Genomic DNA, 18,361 nt, shown 5'->3' with positions numbered 1-18,361 from the left:
AATGGTAGTGTGGGGTTTCCCCATGTGAGAGTAGGACATTGCCAGGCTTATAATTTTGGAGGGAGTGGTAGTTCAGCTGGAATGTAATATCCGATTTTTTTGACCTTTCGTGTTGTCTTTACCGTGGAGAGATGGCTGAGTGGTTTAAAGCACCGGTCTTGAAAACCGGCATACGTTAAAACGTATCTAGGGTTCAAATCCCTATCTCTCCGCCATTTTTTTAAAAAAGTAAATTAGTGAATACAGGAAGTCGCTTTTTTTAACCATTTTTTTGTTTTTCCTGTTACTAAAGGAGAAATTTTTTTCCAAACTTTTTTGTGATATTTATTTAACCATTTTTTTTCTTTTTGAGATAAAAGATTGATATTAATGTTTTTTTTATCGATAGGACATAGTGTTAAAGATTCAAATGCTAGGATTGAAAAATCCCCCTTAGTTTTTATTTCAATGATAAGTTCTAAATTTTCAATGCGAATACCAAAAGATGGACAATAATATCCTGGTTCATTAGAAATTACCATCCCTTTGCATAAGGCTACGTTATTTGCTGTTTTAGAAATCTTTTGTGGTCCTTCATGTACATTAAGAAAATGACCAACACCATGACCAGTACTGTGATCATAATCATATCCTTCCCTCCAAAGATGTTGCCTGGCTAAGACATCTATTTGGTATCCGTAAGTTCCTTTAGGAAATCTAGCAGTAGCAATCCCTATATGCCCTTTTAAAACTAAAGTAAATTGATTAATCATTTTTTTTGTAGGATTACCGATGGAAATTGTTCGGGTAATATCTGTAGTTCCATCTAAATATTGTCCGCCTGAATCAATTAAATATAATGTATTATTTCTTAATTTTTTTGGTCTTATGTTATTTTTATAGTTATAATGACATATCGAAGAATTGCTACCAGTAGCTGAAATAGTATTAAAACTTAGATCTTTTAAAGAAGGATCCATTTCTCTAATAGAGAGCAATTTTTTAGCAAGTATCTCTTCATCATGAAAATTACCTGATGAAATCTCAAAATCTAACCATGAAAGAAATTTAACCATTGCTACTCCATCTCTAATATGACAAGCTTTGATTCCTGTTATTTCAGATTTATTTTTAATAGATTTTTCTATTAAGCATGGATCTGGTTTTTTGATTATCTTTGTATTGACCTTTTGTAGTATAATTTTAAACCATGCATTACTTTTTTCAGGATCAATTATAATTCTTTTTCCTGAAAGCATTTTAAGATGTTTTTCTAATAATTTATAGTGATATATGGTTACACCATCGCCTACATGTTTTTTAAAATTTTTAGGTATTTTTCTTGGATTTAAAAATAATTCTACATTACCATTATTATGTAAAATTACTTGCGAAAGAAGGACGGGTAATCTAGGTATATCTAGAGCACGAATGTTTAATAGCCAACATATTGAATCAAGTGAAGTTATAATCAAGCTATCAGCATTTAGTTTTTTAATGGCTTGAGCAATTTTATTACGCTTATTTTTGCTTGATTTTCCAGTTAATTTAATGCTCATTAATAAGATATTAGAAAGAATTATCTTTGGTCTTTCCTTCCATAGTTCATCAATGGGATTATTTATTAAATGAATTAACTTATATGTATTTGCTAGTTTATTTCTTATAGAATCCATCCATAAGATGTTATGCATACGTGGATCGAACGTTATCTTTGAATTTTTAGAAAGATTTTGTAGCAACCAATTTGCTTCAGCTTCAGCTTCCTGAATGAGGTAATGGACTTTAAAAAGCTTACAAGAAACTTCTTTAATTGCCTGAATTATATACCGACCATCAACAAAAATAACTGCTTTATCATATGTTATGATTGCTACTCCTGCAGAACCAGTAAAATTAGTTAACCAACGTAGTCTTTCATTATGTGTTGGAAGGCATTCAGAAAGATATTCGTCTTCATGAGGAACAATAATTGCGTCATAATTATTTGTTTTCAACCAAGTTCTAATAGCAATAATGCGATCTAAAATTGTTTTTAACATCTCTTACTAATGTAATTTAAATAATTTAATAACCAATGAATTGTTTGATATAATAATATGAATTAAAAATATATAATATGTATTTGTTCTAAAAAAAATAATCAATTGATGATAAAATTCAGTATGTCTAGTATATTTTTATATGATATACAATCTAATTAGAAAAATTTTGCTTTCTATACATGATATTTTTTATCAATGATTAATTGATAGAGATATAGACTTTAAATTACTTGGAAATTTAAGAAAAAAAATGAGTGAAACTAACATGTTCAATCAGATAAAAATAGAAAAAATAGTAAAGCAAATTCATGATGTTATGCCAACTTCACTAAAAGAATTAACTACAGATTTAGATCAAAAAATTTATCAGATTATACAGTCTAAGTTAAATAAGTTATCTGTAGTAAGTAGAGAAGAATTTGATATACAAAGTCAAGCGTTATTCTGTGCTAGAAAAAAACTTACAGAAATGGAAAAAAAACTCCTTGAGTTAGAATCTAAATTATCTAAAAAAACTAATTAAATTATTATTATTTCAATAAATGCTAATTAAAGTAGTGTATATTTTTTCAAAATAGTTAGTTTAGAAAAAAACGAAGTATTTTAAAATATATCTAAATAACTCGAGAGAATTGTTTTTTACGAGTCTTATTTTGTAAATACTTATCAAAACACATGCAAATATTTCGAATTAATAAGCGTCCACGCTCGGTTACTTGAATTTTTTCATAATCAATTTCTACTAAACCATCATTAATGAAGGGTTTTAATAATTCTAATTCTTTCTTGAGATATTTATGAAAGGTAATTTTGAATTTAGATTCAATTAAAAGTTTATTAAGTGTTAAATTACATATAAGCTGCTTAATAATTTCACCACGTAGTAAGTCATCTTCATTAAGCACAATTCCTCTCCATAATGCATGGTTAACATGTTTTACTTGTATATAGTATTTATCAAGTTCCTTTTGATTTTGCATATATGTATTTCCGATCATTGAAATAGCTGACATTCCAAATCCAATAATTTCACAATTATTACTTTGAGTTGTGTATCCCTGAAAACTACGATGTAAAGTACCGTTACGTTGAGCTATAGCTAATTCATCATTTGATTGAGCAAAGTGATCCATACCAATGAATTGATAGTGTTCTTTGGTTAAAGTAAAGATAGTATCTTGAAGGATAGAGATTTTTTCATCTATTAATGGCAAATCATTATTTTTTATTTTACATTGTGAAGCAAATAATTCTGGTATATGAGCATAGTTAAATATAGAAAGGCGATCAGGTTTTATATTAAGTACTTGAGATAGTGTATTTGAGAATGATTTTCTTGTTTGTTTTGGTAAACCATAAATTAAATCTAAATTGATTGAACGGAAACCGAGTTTTTTAGCATATTTTACTAGTTTAATGATAAAAGTGTTATTTTGTTCTCTATTTATTAGTTTTTGTACTTCTTTATTAAAATCTTGTACACCAATACTTAAACGGTTGAAGCCTTCATTATGTAAATGATTAAGAAGGTGTAGTTCAATTTCTCTTGGATCAAGTTCAATGCTAATTTCCGTTGTTTTTTCAAATTTGAAATTTTCTCTTAAAATTGTCATTAACCAACTAATTTGTTGACTTGATAAAAACGTTGGTGTACCACCTCCAAAGTGAAGCTGAGTTACTTTTCGTTTTTTTAACAACAAAGAGCGCTCTCGAATTTCAGTTTCGAGAATATTAAGATATGGAACTGCTTTACTAGATTGACGAGTAATAATTTTATTACAGCCGCAGTAATAACAAAGTTTTTTACAAAAAGGGATATGTATATATATAGAAAGAGGATATTGAGGATATTTAGCACATGCTATACTATAATCAGTTAAGGTGAAGTCCTCATGAAACTCTAATGCTGTTGGATAGGAAGTGTATCGAGGTCCGGAGCAATTGTATTTCTCTAGAATATTTCTATCCCATAGAACTTGATAGTTGGATACTTTTTTTAACATAAACCGTTTTCCTATTCTATAGAACGTATTATATTGCTATATAATTTTATAAATAAAAATTGAGTATTAAGCATAAGTTATGCATAAATTCAATTGCTTTATATTTTTTAATGTAGTCCACCAAGATACTTAGATAATATCTCGATCTCTTCATCGGTTAATATTTTTGCTATATCATTCATCATAACATTATTTTTTCTAGAACCATCACGAAACTTTTCTAGTTGAATTTTGATATATTCGGCGTTTTGTCCAGAAATTTTTGGGAAACCAGCAAGTTTAATACCATTTCCTCTAGGTCCATGACATGCTATACAAGCTACTAATTTTCGTTTCATATTACCAAATGTATATATTTTTTTCCCGGAATCTACTACAGACAATGGTGTAGTAGATTCTGAAATTGGAAGTGAAGAGTAATAAGCAGCTAAGTCTTTTATATCTTCATCATTTAATGTTCGCATCATTTCTTCCATAACTGGGTCAAAGCGACCTTCTTTACCAGAGCTTAAAGTACTTAGTTTATAGTCTTTTAATTGCTTTTCTATATATTTAAAATTTTGCCCAGCTAAGTTTGGATGAATAGCTAATTGACTATTACCATCCGATCCATGGCAAGTAGAACATATGAGTGATTTTGATTTTCCAGCTTCAATGTTTCCTTTTGTCCATGTATCGAAGCTTATTAAAAGAGTTAGAATGAGGGATAATTTTTTCATAGTATTCCATTGCAATTTCTAATTGATAATAATGTATCTATGTTCTTATAATTTGTAAAACCAATCAATCAACTAAATAAAGTCAATCTGGAGCTTTAAATGAGAAAAAAAAATTATTACCAAAATACCCATTTTATTAGTAGTTTACCTACTATATCTCATTTACCTAAAGATCAAGGTATAGAAGTGGCCTTTGTAGGACATTCAAATTCAGGAAAATCTAGCTCATTAAATACTTTGACCAATAAAAAAAGCTTGGCTAGAGTAAGTAAAACTCCAGGGAGTACACAGTTTATCAATCTATTTAAAGTATATGAAGGATTTTATATCGTTGACTGGCCTGGGTATGGTTTTGCAAAAGTTCCTATAAAAATAAAAAGGAAATGGATGTTTTTTTTAAAAGAGTACTTCAAAAATCGTAGCTCTTTAAAGGGCGTGATTGTTGTCATGGATATTCGTCATCCTATGAAAATGTTAGATAGAGAAATTATTTTATTAGCAATAAAAAATATGATTCCAGTGCAAATACTCCTAAATAAATCTGATAAACTAAAAACTAGTGAATCTAAGTTTACTTTGTTTCAGGTAAAGAAAACTATAGAAACATTTAGCAATTATGTAAAAGTTGATCTGTTTTCTTCGAAAGGTATTGGGGTTAATGTCTTACGTGATACATTAGATTTTTGGTTTACTTCTAATTTATAAAAAGTTTTTAACTAGTTGTTTAGATAAAAAACTAATGTGCTTGATCCCAATCATCGCCATATTTTGCCTTTGTTAGTAGTGGAATATTTAATTTTGCTGCTGATTCCATCAGTTTTTGTATTTTATTTTTGGCTGTCTCTAAAATTGATTTATGAACTTCAAATACTAATTCATCATGAACTTGCATTAATAATTCTACATTATCATTAGCTTTAAACTCAATCCATTCACTAACAAGTAACATTGCTTTTTTAATAATATCAGCAGCTGTCCCTTGAATGGGTGCATTGATGGCTGAACGTTCAGCTGCTTTTTGACGGATTTTATTTTTAGACTTGATTTCAGGTAAATATATTCGACGTTTAAAAAGTGTTTCAACGAATCCTTGTTTATAGGCAATCTTACGAAGATTTTCCATATATAGGAATATACCTGAGTAACGTTTAAAATATCTATTTATGTATTGTTGAGCTTCATATTGAGAAATATTTAGCTGTTTAGCTAAACCAAAAGCACTAATTCCATAAATAAGACCAAAATTAATAGCTTTAGCACGATAACGTTGTTCATTAGAAATTTTTTTAGCATTTACAGATAAAATTTCAGCCGCCGTTGCTATATGAATATCTTTTCCTTGTTGAAAAGCGTTTAATAAATTTTTATCACCTGATAAGTGAGCCATAATCCTTAACTCAATTTGTGAGTAATCCACTGAAAGAATTTTATAATTATCTTTAGCAATAAAAGCTTTTCGAATTCGCCTACCTAGCTTATTTCGAATTGGAATATTTTGTAAGTTTGGATCACTTGAGGATAAACGTCCTGTAGTTGTCATTACTTGATGATAGGAGGTATGAATACGACCAGTATTCATATTAATCATTTTGGGTAATTTTTCGATGTAGTTCGATTTGAGTTTTGTTAAATTTCGGTATTCTAGAATTAATTTAGGTAATGGATAATACAAAGCTAACTCTTGAAGAACTTCTTCGCTAGTTGATGGTTTTCCAGATGGAGTTTTTTTAATGATTGGAAAATTCATACTCTCAAATAAAATAGTTTGAAGTTGTTTAGTTGAATTTATATTAAATCTATTATTTGTTATCTTATATATTTTGAATTCTAATTCTTGCAGACGATTACTGATTTTATGAGAATGTAAGTTGAGAAGAGCATCATCAATTAAAACTCCAGTACGTTCCATTTTAAATAGTATAAAAATTAAAGGAATTTCAATATTTTTATAAATTAATTTGAGTTCAGAATCATGTTCGATTTTTTTAAAAATTTTATTATGTAATTGAAGTATTATATCTGCATATTTAGCTGAATAGGGTAATGTTTCTTCAAGTGTAATTTGATTAAATTTAAATTGTTGTTTCCCCTTTCTAGCGATCTTTTCAAGTGAAATACATTGACATTGATGTTCTAAAAAATCTACAGCTAAGCTAACTATATCATTTTTCCTAGAAGTGCTATTTAATATGTGGGAAGCTATCATAATATCATGTTGAATTCCTCTAAGCTGGATACCATATCGTGCTAATATATGAAGATCATATTTCAAGTTATATCCAACTTTACTTCGTGTTGGATCTTCTAAAAGTGGTTTAAGTTTACTAAGCACCCATTTATAGTTTAGTTGTTTTGGAGCATCCTGGTAGTCATGAGCAAAAGGAATATACATAGCAATTTTTTCTTCAATTGCAAATGAAATTCCAATCAAGTTAGCTAGCATATAATTGGAATGATTTGTTTTAGTATAAATAGAAAATATTTTTTTAGCTTTAAGTTTTTCAATCCATTGGATCAATTCTTGTTCTGCCAAGATTATTTTGTACTTATCATCTTTATTAATTGTTTCTAAATGAGAAGGTAATGATAAATTAGTTTTTTTCATTTGCTTAAATTAATTTCTGATATCTTCCAGTATTTCTTTAAGCCATGATTTGAAGGCTAACTGTTTGTATAGTTCAAGTAACATGCGTTTATTTGGTATTTTTTTAACAAGAGTTTGAGGTGTTTCATTTAACTTTACATCCAATTTTATAGTAGAAAGTGCATAAGATAATAAAGCAATTTCTTTGTGATTTTCTAGTTTTTTAGTTACAGATAAAGAGCCTCTGATGTTAAGTGATTTAACCTTATTTAGATTATTGAAAATATCATTTAAACTACCGATTTTTTTTAATAAAATAGTTGCGGTTTTATTACCAATACCAGGTACGCCTGGTATATTATCTGATCGATCTCCAGTTAGTGCTAGATAATCAATAATTAATTCTGGAGGTATACCAAACTTTTTAACTACACTTTCTCGATTCATAAACTCATTATTTGTTGTATTAATTAATGTAATATTATCATTAACTAATTGAGCCATATCTTTATCATTAGTATTGATTAAAACTGGTATATTAGATTTTGATGATTTTACAGCTAAAGTACCAATAACATCGTCTCCTTCAACTCCCGTAACAGAAATTAGAGGAATTCCCATTGCTTGAATAACATTCTTTAATGGCTCTATTTGGCAACATAGTTGTTCTGACATTGGTTGACGATTAGCTTTGTATTTTGGATACATTTTACTTCTGAAGCTTTGTCCTTCTGCATCAAATATTATTGCAATACGTTCAGATAAAAATTGACGCATAGTACTTCTCAACATATTAACAACACCATAGATAGCATTAGTCGGTATTTTCCCATTATTCATGGTGATAGGGTAGGCATAAAATGCACGATAAAGGTAAGAAGAACCATCAATCAAGATTAGTGGATTATCTGGAATATTTAACATGATCTAAATTGTATACTTAGTAATCGTGAGATTAATCAATGTCATTAATATAGAATAAGTGGATAACTTTGTTTATATTTTTTACCTACAATGGATTTACTTTAAAATTAAAAAATATAGAATCTTCATAACTATATGTTTATATAGTAGTTTTTAAAATCTTTTAAATTGTAAAAATGAATTTTAAAAGATTTTTACTTGTGGAAAAATCTTTTCCCAATATTAAAGTAAGCACTAATACAGCTGCTTGTAGACTAAGACGTCGCTGAGCAATAATCTCTAAAAGAACTAAGCCTACTACCTACTATGAAAGACCATAAACTACGCTGGAAGCAATATCTTTTCTTTTGAATGTACGGTTTGATTAGTAATAAAAATTTTATAAAGATAAACTTATAAAGTTTCAATGTTCTCTTGATAATAATCATTTTTTTTTTAACAATCAAGTGTACAGAAGAAAAAGTATTATTCTAAGTGAACTATGTATACTTATTCAACTGTTTGAATATTTTAGCATTGTCTTCAGCTAGCCATTTTGCTACATCTTTAGCAAAGTAAGTCATGATGCCATCAGCTCCTGAACGTTTAAAACAGAGTAATGATTCTAAGATAATTTCACGTTCTTTTAACCAACCTTTTTGAATTGCTGCTTTGTGAATAGCATACTCGCCTGATACTTGATATGTAAAGGTTGGTACTTTTAATTCATGCTTAACTCTTCGAATAATGTCTAGACATGGCATTCCTGGTTTAATCATCACCATATCAGCTCCCTCATTAATATCCATAGTCACCTCGTGAATAGCTTCATCACTATTGGCAAGATCCATTTGATATTTTTTTTTGTTGTTTTTTGTTGAGTTAAATGAAGAATCTATTGCATTTCGAAATGGAGTATAGTAATTGGAAGCATATTTAGCTGAGTACGACATTATTTGAGTATGTATATATCCTTTTGACTCTAGCGCTTCTCGAATTTTTCCAATACGACCATCCATCATATCAGAAGGAGCAACTATATCTGCTCCAGCTTTTGCATAAGAAAGCGCCTGTTTAATTAATATTTCTATTGTTTCATCATTTTTAACGTAGTTATTTCTATCAATAATTCCATCTTGTCCATGTGTAGTAAATGGATCAAGGGAGATATCAGTTATAACACCTATTTCTGGTATAAATTCTTTTAGGAAATAAATAGATTGTGGAATTATACCTTCTGGATTATAAGCTTCTGATGCAAAACAACTTTTTTTATCTTTTGGTATTACAGGAAATAGAGCAATAGCAGGTATTCCTAAGTCTGCTAAATACCTGGCTTCTTTAAGCATTAAATCGATAGATAGACGTTCAATATTTGGCATTGATTTTATAGATTCACGACGTTGTTTTCCTTCTAATATGAACATTGGATAAATAAGATCATTAACAGATAATTGATTTTCAGCTATCAATCGACGACTAAAGTCATGTTTTCTTATACGGCGCATGCGTCGTTTAGGAAATCGTCCTTGTATTGATATAGACATTAACCTCTCCTCATTACTAAAAAAATATTTTTATATATTCAGTTAGTTGTAATTTTGGAAGAAAAATGTAATAAATAAAGTTTGAAACTGATATCATTTATACACTGATATATAATATTTTTCGAGAACTTTTTTATCAAGTTAACAATCAAATTGAGATAAATAATGATTGATACCCATGCTCATATATATATGGTTGATTTTGATGATGATCGTGATCAGGTTATTCAACGTGCTTTAAGAAAAAGGATTAATACAATATTATTACCGAATATTAATATAGATTCTATTCAACCTATGCTAAAGACGGAAATGACCTATCCAGGTATTTGCTATTCTATGATTGGTTTACATCCTTGTTATGTAAAAAGCGATTTTCTAGAAACTTTAGAAACTATTTATTCCTGGTTTAGTCAACATAAATTCATTGCTATAGGTGAAATAGGAATGGATTTTTATCGAAAAAATTACTATAAATTAGAGCAAGAAGAAGCGTTTATTATACAGTTAAATTGGGCTAAGCAAATGAATCTTCCAGTAGTAATACATGCTCGTAATTCTATTAAAAAAATATTAAAACTGCTTAGTAAAGAACAGGATGGTTCTTTAACTGGTGTATTTCACTGCTTTTGTGGAGATATTAAAGAAGCTATGGAAATAAATTTTTTAGGGTTTCATATTGGTTTAGGAGGTATATCAACATTTAAAAATAGTGGAATGGAAAAAGTAATTCCATATTTAGATTTAAATTATCTGATTTTAGAAACTGACTGCCCTTATTTATCTCCAGTTCCCTATCGTGGAAAGCGTAATGAACCTGCACATTTGCAATTAATAGTTAACCACATCGCAAAAATAAGAAAAATGGCATCTCTGGAAATTGAGATGCTTACTACCAATAATGCTAAAACTTTATTTCAGATTTAAATAGACAAATGATAAACTAATCTTTTTTTAAACGTTTTGTTATAAATTTTGAAGAAAGTAATCCAATTTCAAAGAGTAAATACATTGGGATTGCAAGTAAAGTTTGTGAGATGATATCTGGTGGCGTTAGTAGCATTCCAATAACAAAAGAACTAACAAGTATATAAGGACGTTTTTCTTGTAGATTTTTTGGTTTAAAAATGTCAGTCCAACATAGTATAGTAATTGCCACTGGTATTTGAAATGCAACTCCAAAAATTAGAAATAAAGCCAAAACAAAATCAAGATAATTTGAAATATCTATTGTAAATTTTACATTTTCAATAGATATTTGAGTAAAAAAAGTGAACATTATAGGAAATATAATAAAGTAAGCAAATGCAACTCCACAGTAGAATAACAATGTACTTAATAATACCACTGGTATTATTAAGTTACGTTCATGTCTATATAAACTTGGTGCAATAAATGCCCAGATTTGATACATTATCGGTACTATCGATATAAATATTGATAGTACTAAAGTCAATTTCAGTGGTGTTAGTAAAGGAGAAGTAACATTCGTTGCTATCATTGTAGTGTCATTATCAAGTCGTTCTATTAATGGTGCCGCAATAAATTCGTAGATATCATTAGAAAAATATACAAGTCCTAAAAATACTACCAAAATAGAAATGGCAGCATGAAGTAACCGGTTTCTTAATTCCGATAGATGGCTAAATAAAGTCATAACTAATTTCTTTGCTAAACATAATAGAACGGACTAATCTTTATGAGCTCTTAAAATACTATTAAGGTTTTTTTTGATTAGAATGATGTTTATTTTTAATAATAATATCTTTTTTATCTGGAATGTTTTGTATTTTAAGTTTTCTACTTGCTAAACTCGCTGTGTTTTCTAATTCAGAAAAGAGTTTATAAATTTGTTTTATTGCATAGAGAAAGCGCTCAGGACCAAGTATAAGAAGACTTATGATTGATATTAATCCTAGTTCCCAAAAACCGATATCAAACATTTATTAAACCTATTTTTTTGTTTCTTTTTTAAAAGAAGGTGTGTATTTATTTTTTTGTTTTCTATTTGTTTTTTTAGAACGTTTTTGTCTTTTTGTTTCAGTACTAGTATTTTCTTCATTTATTGCATTTCTAAAAGTCTTAATTGTGTTACCTAAATTAGAAGCAATACTATGTAATCTCTTAGTTCCGAATAGTAACGTAATAACTAAAAAAATAATAAGTAATTGCCAAATGCTAATTCCAGCCATTTTATGTGTATCCTTCTTCCTTTATTTTAATTAAACTGTTATTTGTTTTATTATTTATTATCGGTAAATTCTCCAACTTAAAAACCAAAATGCAATACCTAATCCGAAGATGATTAAAGATAATTTAGGTTCTTGCTCGTTATTTATTAGTATTGCTGAGCATATAATGAAAACACTTCCAATACTAAAGAATAAATTTCCTACCATTTTTTCTTTGTGTTTTTCTTTGAAAAATTTATCTATATTTTGATTAATTTCTCTGCTTTTTTCTAAGTTATAAAAAAGAAGTTCTGGTAGCTTCGGTAATTTTTCAACCCAAAATGGTACACGTTCTTTTATTTCATTAATTAATGTTTTTGGACTAATTTGATTCATTACCCATTCTTCTAGAAATGGTTTTGCAGTTTTCCATAAATCAAGCTGAGGATATAATTGTTTTCCTAATCCTTCGATATACAGTAAAGTTTTTTGTAATAAAATTAATTGTGGTTGTACCTGCATATTGAATAAGGTTGCAGTATTAAATAAATGCAGCAAAACTTGAGCAAATGAAATATCACAAAATGGCTTCGCAAATATGGGCTCGCATACAATTCGAATTGCTAGTTCAAATTCATTAATATTAGTTTCATATGGAACCCAACCAGAGTCAATATGTAACTTTGCTACTTTTCTGTAATCGTTATTAAAAAATGCTAAGAAAATTTCGGCAAGATATTTTTTATCTTCATTATTTAATCGACCCATAATTCCACAATCAAGTCCTATCCAGGTAGGATCTTCTGGATGCTCTATATGAACGAATATATTTCCTGAATGCATATCAGCATGAAAAAAATTATCCCGAAAGACTTGAGTAAAAAACACATTTACCCCTCTTTCAGCTAATAATTTCATATTGATTCCATGTTTCTTAAGTTCTTTAATATTAGAAACAGGAATACCATAAATACGTTCAGATACCATTACAGTTTTATTGCTGTATTCGGTAATAATTTCTGGTACATATAGCTCATCGCTATTTTTAAAATTTCGACGTAATTGAATTGTATTATCTGCTTCACGACGTAAATCAAGTTCATTTAATAGTATCCTTTTGCATTCATTAATTACTTCTAGCAGTTTTAAACGACGAGTGCTTGGTTGTATTTTTTGGATAATATATGCTAGGCGATACATCAATTTAAAATCTGTATTAATTATTAGTTGTATATCAGGACGGATGGTTTTTAATACTACTTCTCGATTTGTTTTTTTTAATTTAGCACTATGAACTTGAGCGATTGAAGCTGAAGCGAGTGGTATCGTATTAAAGTCTGTAAACCAATTTTCTAAAGAACCACCTAATGCTTGTTCAATTTGTATTTTAGCAAGTTGACCATCAAACGGGGCTACTTTATTTTGTAACATAGTTAAATTTTTTATAATATCCTGAGGGAAAAGATCATGCCGGGTAGAGATCATTTGACCCAGTTTAATCCAAATAGGACCAAGTTCTTGAAATGCAAGATATAATCTTTTCCCTAAAGATTTATTATCTTTTCTATTTTTTATTAAGAAAAAAGATTTGAGTAAAAAACATAATATGTTTAGTAATTTATTTTTTGGTAATAAATCTTCAATACCATATTGGATCAGAATTTTAATAATAAAATATAAACGTTTTAGTTCAACAAAAATCATGCAATCTCCGATAGGCTATTTAAGCTTTTTTCAAGGCATGAAATTTGTTTTTTAATATTCTTTACTTGATTACAAAAAAATTCGATTTCTAAAGAACTTGGAATAATACTACACTCTTCATTTAAAAAATAAGTAATATGTTTTTTATGTTTGTTAGTGATATTTTTGATAAATAATGTAAGTTTTTTAATACTTTGAGTTGTCATATGAGCAATTACATCACCAGTTAGGTAAGAGTAATACTCCTCCATATCAGGTTCACAATCAGCTATGATTTGAGAAAAACATTGAGCTAATTTAATATTTCCTTCACAGGTTAATTTATCTTCTTTTATGAGTACAGCAATGTTAGTATTCTTATAAATTTTGAATAAATCACTGAGATAAAATGATAAGTAGCAGTGAGGATGACCTTCATAATTACCTAGGATATGAATGTATTCATTAAATATAAAAGTTATTGTTTTATCTAATTCTTTTAAATGGATTTGAATTATTTGTTCTTTTAAAGGAGATAAGTGATAAGCTGATTTTGGATTATCTTTTATTAGTTTATTTAATAAAGTTTCTATTGCAGTTGTAATGAAAGTTTCAAGTAGCATTGTTTTTCCTAAAACTTATAACCGCGATGTAGTGCAACGATACCAAATGTAAGATTATAAAAACTATTTTTTTCAAAACCTGCTGATTCCATCATATTTTTAAATGTGCTCTGATCAGGATACATTTTGATTGATTCTGCTAGATAGCGATAACTTTCTGAATCATTAACTACTATTTGTCCTATTTTTGGTAATACATAGAAAGAATATGCATCGTAAACTTTAGAAATTAGCTTGAAAATTGGTTTAGAAAACTCTAGTACTACTAGTCGTCCTCCTGGTTTCAGCACACGATACATAGAATTCAAGGCTTTATTTCTGTTTGTCACATTACGTAAGCAAAAACCAGTAATTATACAATCAAAATGATTATCTGGAAATGGTAGCGTTTCAGCATTGGCTTGTATATAATAAACATTATCTATAATACCTTTATCACGTAACTTATCGCGACCAATACTTATCATAGTTTGATTGATGTCTACTAGAATAATATAACCTTTTTCACCAACTATGGGCGATAATTGTCTGGTTAGATCCCCTGTACCACCTCCTAAATCAAGAAATTTATGACCAGAACGAACACCACTACAATCAATAGCAAAACGTTTCCATAATCGATGAATTCCTAATGACATTAGATCATTCATTATATCGTATTTTTTGGCAACTGAATTGAATACCTTTTCTACTCTAGCCGTTTTTGCTTTTTTTTCCAAAGTCATATTCCCTGTATAAATTCATTTTTATATTAGAAAGATAGTAAGCGATAAAAGGAATGAAGTTTTTCATTTCTGCATAAAATTCTCATCTTCTGAAAGTGCTATTTTAGATAAATGGATAGAAATAGGGCGTTTGATTTTTACTCCAAGTTTTCTAAAACTTTCTATTTGACGAATTATATTCCCTTTTCCGCAAGTTAATTTGTTTATTGCAGCTTGATAATTTTGTTGAGATTTATCTAAAATTCGACCAAGATCTTCCATATCATCAATAAATAGCCTAACTTTATCGTATAATTTACTAGCTCGTTCAGCAATAATTTGGGTATTTTGATTTTGTCTTTCGTTTTTCCATAAATTATCTATAGTTCTTAAGGCTACTAATAATGTTGTAGGACTAGATAAAATGATATTTTGTTCTAAAGCGTTTTTGAGTAAGCCTGGATCAGACTGGACTGCTATCTGAAAAGCCGGTTCAACTGGAATAAACATTAATACATAATCAAGGCTTTTAATTTCTTTGAGTTTATGATAATCCTTTGATGAAAGTCCTTTGATATGTGTTCGTAATGTTGATAGGTGATCCTTTAAAGCATTCTTTTTTTCTTGAGCTGAGGAAGAATTAAAATAACGTTCAAATGCTGTTAATGCCATTTTTGAATCGATAATTACCTGTCTATTTTTAGGCAGGTAAACAATTACATCTGGTTGATATGTTTTTCCAAATTCATTTTTTAAATTGACTTGAATTTTATATTCATGACCTTCTCGTAAACCAGATTCAGTTAATACACGAGCTAATACTACTTCTCCCCAGTTTCCTTGTTGCTTATTATCACCTTTAAGTGCTTGAGTTAGATTCACGGCTTCGCAAGCCATTTTTTCATTAAGACGTTGAAGGTTTTTCAGTTCATGTACTAACGTATGTCGTTCTTTCGCTTCTTGGTTCAGGGTATTATTAATCTGTGTTTTAAACTCTATAAGTTGTTCTTTAAAAGGTAAGAGTATGCTTGTCAAATTTTGTTCATTTTTTTTCTCAATTTTAGCTGTTTTTGTCTCAAATAGTTTATTAGCTAAATATTCAAATTGTTGTTTTAGTCGTTCTTCCGATTTTTCTAAAAATTGCAGTTTTTCTAAATTAGCTTTATTTTGTTGTTTATAATGGATTTCTTGTGTTTTTAGTTCTACTTCTAATTGATGTTTTTGTTTTTTAGTATGATTTAATTCGTCAGCATATTTTTTAGATTCTTGTTTAAAAATTTCAAAGTGATTCAATTTTTCATTCATGGCCATTAATTTTCCATGATTTTTTTTTAATTCATACGAAAACTTATCACGTTCAGAAATTAATTCATGCTGTGTTTGAATAAGTTTTTTCTCTGCTTGTTCTAATTGAGATGAATAGAACTGTTCATTATTAGAAAAATTTTTTTCCAATAGTTCAATCTTAAACTGCATTTTTTGCTTTACAAACCAGCCAACTATCACTCCAAAAAAAATTGCTATTCCAATAGAACTAGCAAGAATACTTGGGTATTTGATCATCCATTGCATATATATATTGTTTAATTTTCTTTATTGATTCAAATAAATTGATGGTATACATTTATCTAGATAAATGTCCAGTTTTTGATTTTAAAAATTAAGAAATAACAAGCTGTTTTAAGTAAGAGTAAGGGAAATTCACAGGGAAATTCACAATGAGTTAAACTGCAATTAACTTGAGCACTTCATTTTTTTAAAAAGCTCTCTTTTAGTTTCAATATATTTTGGGTCTATGATAATACAATTTGGAATAGGACAAACAGATTGACAATTTGGAGTACTATAGAATCCTTTGCATTCAGTACATAGGGTAGGGTCAATCTGTGAAATTTTATCATCCATAGAAATCGCTTGGTTTGGGCATTCTAGGTAACACATATCACAGTTAACACATTTTTTAGTAATTAGTAGGGCCATTTAATGTACTCATCTTTTTTAGATTTAAATAGTTCAATATTTATTTGAATTTACGTGCTAATAAAGCATACTCAATTTGCGTATTGTTTGGAATAGAGATAAAGACAAAATATCCGTTTCCTTTTGCATCTTTTATTGTTTTAAATTTTTGATTTTGCATTGTCTTTAAAGTAAAGGTGATATTGCTTTTTGGAGTAATTAGTTCGAGGGTATCACCAATCATAAATCTATTTTTTACCTCTACCTCAGCAAGTTCTCCATGATATTTACCAGTAAATTCACCTACGAATTGTTGAATGTTTGATATAGATTGTCCATGATCATATTGTTGATATGATTGATGTGCATGACGACGTAGAAAGCCTTCTGTATAACCACGATTAGAAAGATTTTCTAAAGTATATGTTAAGTTTTGATCAAATGGCCTACCCGCTATAGAATCATCAATTGCTTTACGGTACACCTGGGTAGTACGTGCGCAATAGTAAAAAGATTTACTTCGTCCTTCTATTTTTAGTGCATGAATTCCTATTTTAATTAATCGGTCTACATGTTGAACAGCACGTAGATCTTTTGAATTCAAAATATATGTACCATGTTGATCTTCAAGCATTATCATTTTTTCTTCTGGACGATGTGATTCTGATAACAATGCAGTTTTTTCAGAAATATCTTCTTGTTCTTCCTGTATGTTATATAGCCATCGACACGCATTTGTGCAAGTTCCTTGATTAGCATCTCGTTTATTGATATAAGAAGACAATAGACAACGTCCTGAGTAAGCAATACATAAAGCACCATGAACAAAAACTTCTAGCTCTATTCCTTGGCAAAATCTGTAGATTTCATCTATTTCTTCCAAAGAAAGTTCTCTGGAAAGAATCACTCGTTTAATTCCATGTTTTCCCCAAAACTTAACAGTTGCCCAATTTACTGCGTTTGCTTGAACTGAAAGATGAATTGGTATTTCTGGAAACTGTTCAAGTGTAATCATAATTAAACCAGGATCAGACATGATAAGGGCATCTGGATTCATTCGGATAATAGGTTCTATATCTCGAATAAAGGTTTTAATTTTTGCATTGTGTGATTGTATATTACATACCACATATAGTTTTTTTTTTAGTGCATGGGCTTCATAAATGCCAATTTCTAAATTTTCAAGGTTAAACGTGTTATTTCTTACACGAAGACTATAACGTGGCTGTCCAGCGTACACTGCATCTGCCCCGTAAGCAAAAGCATAACGCATATTTTTAAGACTACCTGCTGGTGATAATAATTCTGGTATAAATGCTTTTTTTTTAGACATGCTAAATCCTTATTCGAATATCTTCTACGCTGTATTACACAGTTTTGATATTTTAGAAATTGTTTTCATATAAAGTTCTCTATTTTTTTTTTGTAAGGTTGCATTATC

Annotated in this window: 16 protein-coding genes, 1 tRNA gene and 1 pseudogene; 4 read left to right on the top strand and 14 right to left on the bottom strand. The window is 28.8% G+C overall.

Annotated elements, in window-relative coordinates; translation table 11 throughout:
- Positions 1 to 125: 125 nt before the first annotated feature.
- Positions 126 to 215: transfer RNA gene (locus CF66_RS00575), tRNA-Ser, on the top strand.
- 18 nt (positions 216 to 233) lie between these two features.
- Here the strand turns inward: CF66_RS00575 and CF66_RS00570 are convergent.
- On the bottom strand, positions 234 to 2,021 hold the full coding sequence (locus CF66_RS00570) for an aminopeptidase P family protein (protein ID WP_034411160.1): 1,788 nt from the start codon (positions 2,019 to 2,021) through the stop codon (positions 234 to 236).
- A 268-nt stretch (positions 2,022 to 2,289) separates the two neighbouring features.
- On the opposite strand from CF66_RS00570, the gene CF66_RS00565 reads away from it, so the two are divergent.
- On the top strand, positions 2,290 to 2,547 hold the full coding sequence (locus CF66_RS00565; protein WP_034411170.1) for an accessory factor UbiK family protein: 258 nt from the start codon (positions 2,290 to 2,292) through the stop codon (positions 2,545 to 2,547).
- 91 nt (positions 2,548 to 2,638) lie between these two features.
- Here CF66_RS00565 and hemN read toward each other — a convergent pair whose 3' ends face one another.
- A complete protein-coding gene (hemN, locus tag CF66_RS00560) occupies positions 2,639 to 4,027 on the bottom strand; it encodes an oxygen-independent coproporphyrinogen III oxidase (protein WP_034411157.1) in 1,389 nt (462 codons plus the stop codon).
- A 107-nt stretch (positions 4,028 to 4,134) separates the two neighbouring features.
- Entirely contained in the window at positions 4,135 to 4,746 is a 612-nt protein-coding gene (locus CF66_RS00555; RefSeq protein WP_016503821.1) for a c-type cytochrome, read from the bottom strand.
- A 99-nt stretch (positions 4,747 to 4,845) separates the two neighbouring features.
- On the opposite strand from CF66_RS00555, the gene yihA reads away from it, so the two are divergent.
- Complete coding sequence (yihA, locus tag CF66_RS00550) at positions 4,846 to 5,451, top strand: ribosome biogenesis GTP-binding protein YihA/YsxC (RefSeq protein ID WP_016503820.1); 606 nt, start codon at positions 4,846 to 4,848, stop codon at positions 5,449 to 5,451.
- A gap of 31 nt (positions 5,452 to 5,482) precedes the next feature.
- Here the strand turns inward: yihA and polA are convergent.
- Together polA and hemB are read right to left on the bottom strand one after the other, a co-directional pair.
- Positions 5,483 to 8,254 (bottom strand): annotated as a pseudogene (polA, locus tag CF66_RS00545) (DNA polymerase I).
- A gap of 479 nt (positions 8,255 to 8,733) precedes the next feature.
- Positions 8,734 to 9,780 (bottom strand): porphobilinogen synthase, encoded by a 1,047-nt coding sequence (gene hemB / locus CF66_RS00540; RefSeq protein ID WP_016503817.1) that lies wholly within the window; start codon positions 9,778 to 9,780, stop codon positions 8,734 to 8,736.
- A gap of 165 nt (positions 9,781 to 9,945) precedes the next feature.
- Here hemB and CF66_RS00535 point away from each other — a divergent pair, with 165 nt between their 5' ends.
- The gene (locus CF66_RS00535; RefSeq protein WP_016503816.1) at positions 9,946 to 10,707 is read left to right on the top strand and encodes a TatD family hydrolase; all 762 of its coding nucleotides are present in this window, start codon (positions 9,946 to 9,948) and stop codon (positions 10,705 to 10,707) included.
- Between the two features lie 16 nt (positions 10,708 to 10,723).
- Here the strand turns inward: CF66_RS00535 and tatC are convergent, their stop codons facing one another.
- From tatC to CF66_RS00490, 9 genes are all read right to left on the bottom strand, one after another.
- A complete protein-coding gene (gene tatC / locus CF66_RS00530) occupies positions 10,724 to 11,437 on the bottom strand; it encodes a twin-arginine translocase subunit TatC (RefSeq protein ID WP_034411154.1) in 714 nt (237 codons plus the stop codon).
- A 61-nt stretch (positions 11,438 to 11,498) separates the two neighbouring features.
- Positions 11,499 to 11,723, bottom strand: a complete 225-nt coding sequence (locus tag CF66_RS00525) for a twin-arginine translocase TatA/TatE family subunit (RefSeq protein WP_016503814.1) — start codon at positions 11,721 to 11,723, stop codon at positions 11,499 to 11,501.
- Positions 11,724 to 11,732: 9 nt separating this feature from the next.
- Entirely contained in the window at positions 11,733 to 11,972 is a 240-nt protein-coding gene (tatA, locus tag CF66_RS00520; RefSeq protein WP_016503813.1) for a twin-arginine translocase TatA/TatE family subunit, read from the bottom strand.
- Positions 11,973 to 12,029: 57 nt separating this feature from the next.
- A complete protein-coding gene (gene ubiB / locus CF66_RS00515) occupies positions 12,030 to 13,655 on the bottom strand; it encodes a ubiquinone biosynthesis regulatory protein kinase UbiB (RefSeq protein WP_034411152.1) in 1,626 nt (541 codons plus the stop codon).
- Complete coding sequence (locus CF66_RS00510; RefSeq protein ID WP_016503811.1) at positions 13,652 to 14,257, bottom strand: ubiquinone biosynthesis accessory factor UbiJ; 606 nt, start codon at positions 14,255 to 14,257, stop codon at positions 13,652 to 13,654. Before CF66_RS00510 ends, ubiB begins: the two co-directional genes overlap by 4 nt.
- Before the next feature lie 8 nt (positions 14,258 to 14,265).
- Positions 14,266 to 14,982: a bifunctional demethylmenaquinone methyltransferase/2-methoxy-6-polyprenyl-1,4-benzoquinol methylase UbiE gene (gene ubiE / locus CF66_RS00505; protein WP_081697380.1), complete on the bottom strand. Its 717-nt coding sequence runs from the start codon at positions 14,980 to 14,982 to the stop codon at positions 14,266 to 14,268.
- 63 nt (positions 14,983 to 15,045) lie between these two features.
- Positions 15,046 to 16,533 carry a DNA recombination protein RmuC gene (rmuC, locus tag CF66_RS00500; RefSeq protein WP_016503809.1) on the bottom strand — a complete coding sequence of 496 codons (1,488 nt, stop codon included), beginning with the start codon at positions 16,531 to 16,533 and terminating at the stop codon, positions 15,046 to 15,048.
- 162 nt (positions 16,534 to 16,695) lie between these two features.
- A complete protein-coding gene (locus tag CF66_RS00495; RefSeq protein ID WP_016503808.1) occupies positions 16,696 to 16,941 on the bottom strand; it encodes a YfhL family 4Fe-4S dicluster ferredoxin in 246 nt (81 codons plus the stop codon).
- Between the two features lie 40 nt (positions 16,942 to 16,981).
- Complete coding sequence (locus tag CF66_RS00490) at positions 16,982 to 18,253, bottom strand: peptidase U32 family protein (RefSeq protein WP_016503807.1); 1,272 nt, start codon at positions 18,251 to 18,253, stop codon at positions 16,982 to 16,984.
- Between the last annotated feature and the right edge of the window lie 108 nt (positions 18,254 to 18,361).

Source organism: Candidatus Photodesmus anomalopis, from assembly GCF_000731785.2.
Lineage (GTDB): Bacteria > Pseudomonadota > Gammaproteobacteria > Enterobacterales > Vibrionaceae > Vibrio > Vibrio anomalopis.
Note: the sequence above shows the minus strand (reverse complement) of the source record. Positions and strands in the feature narration are given on the sequence as shown.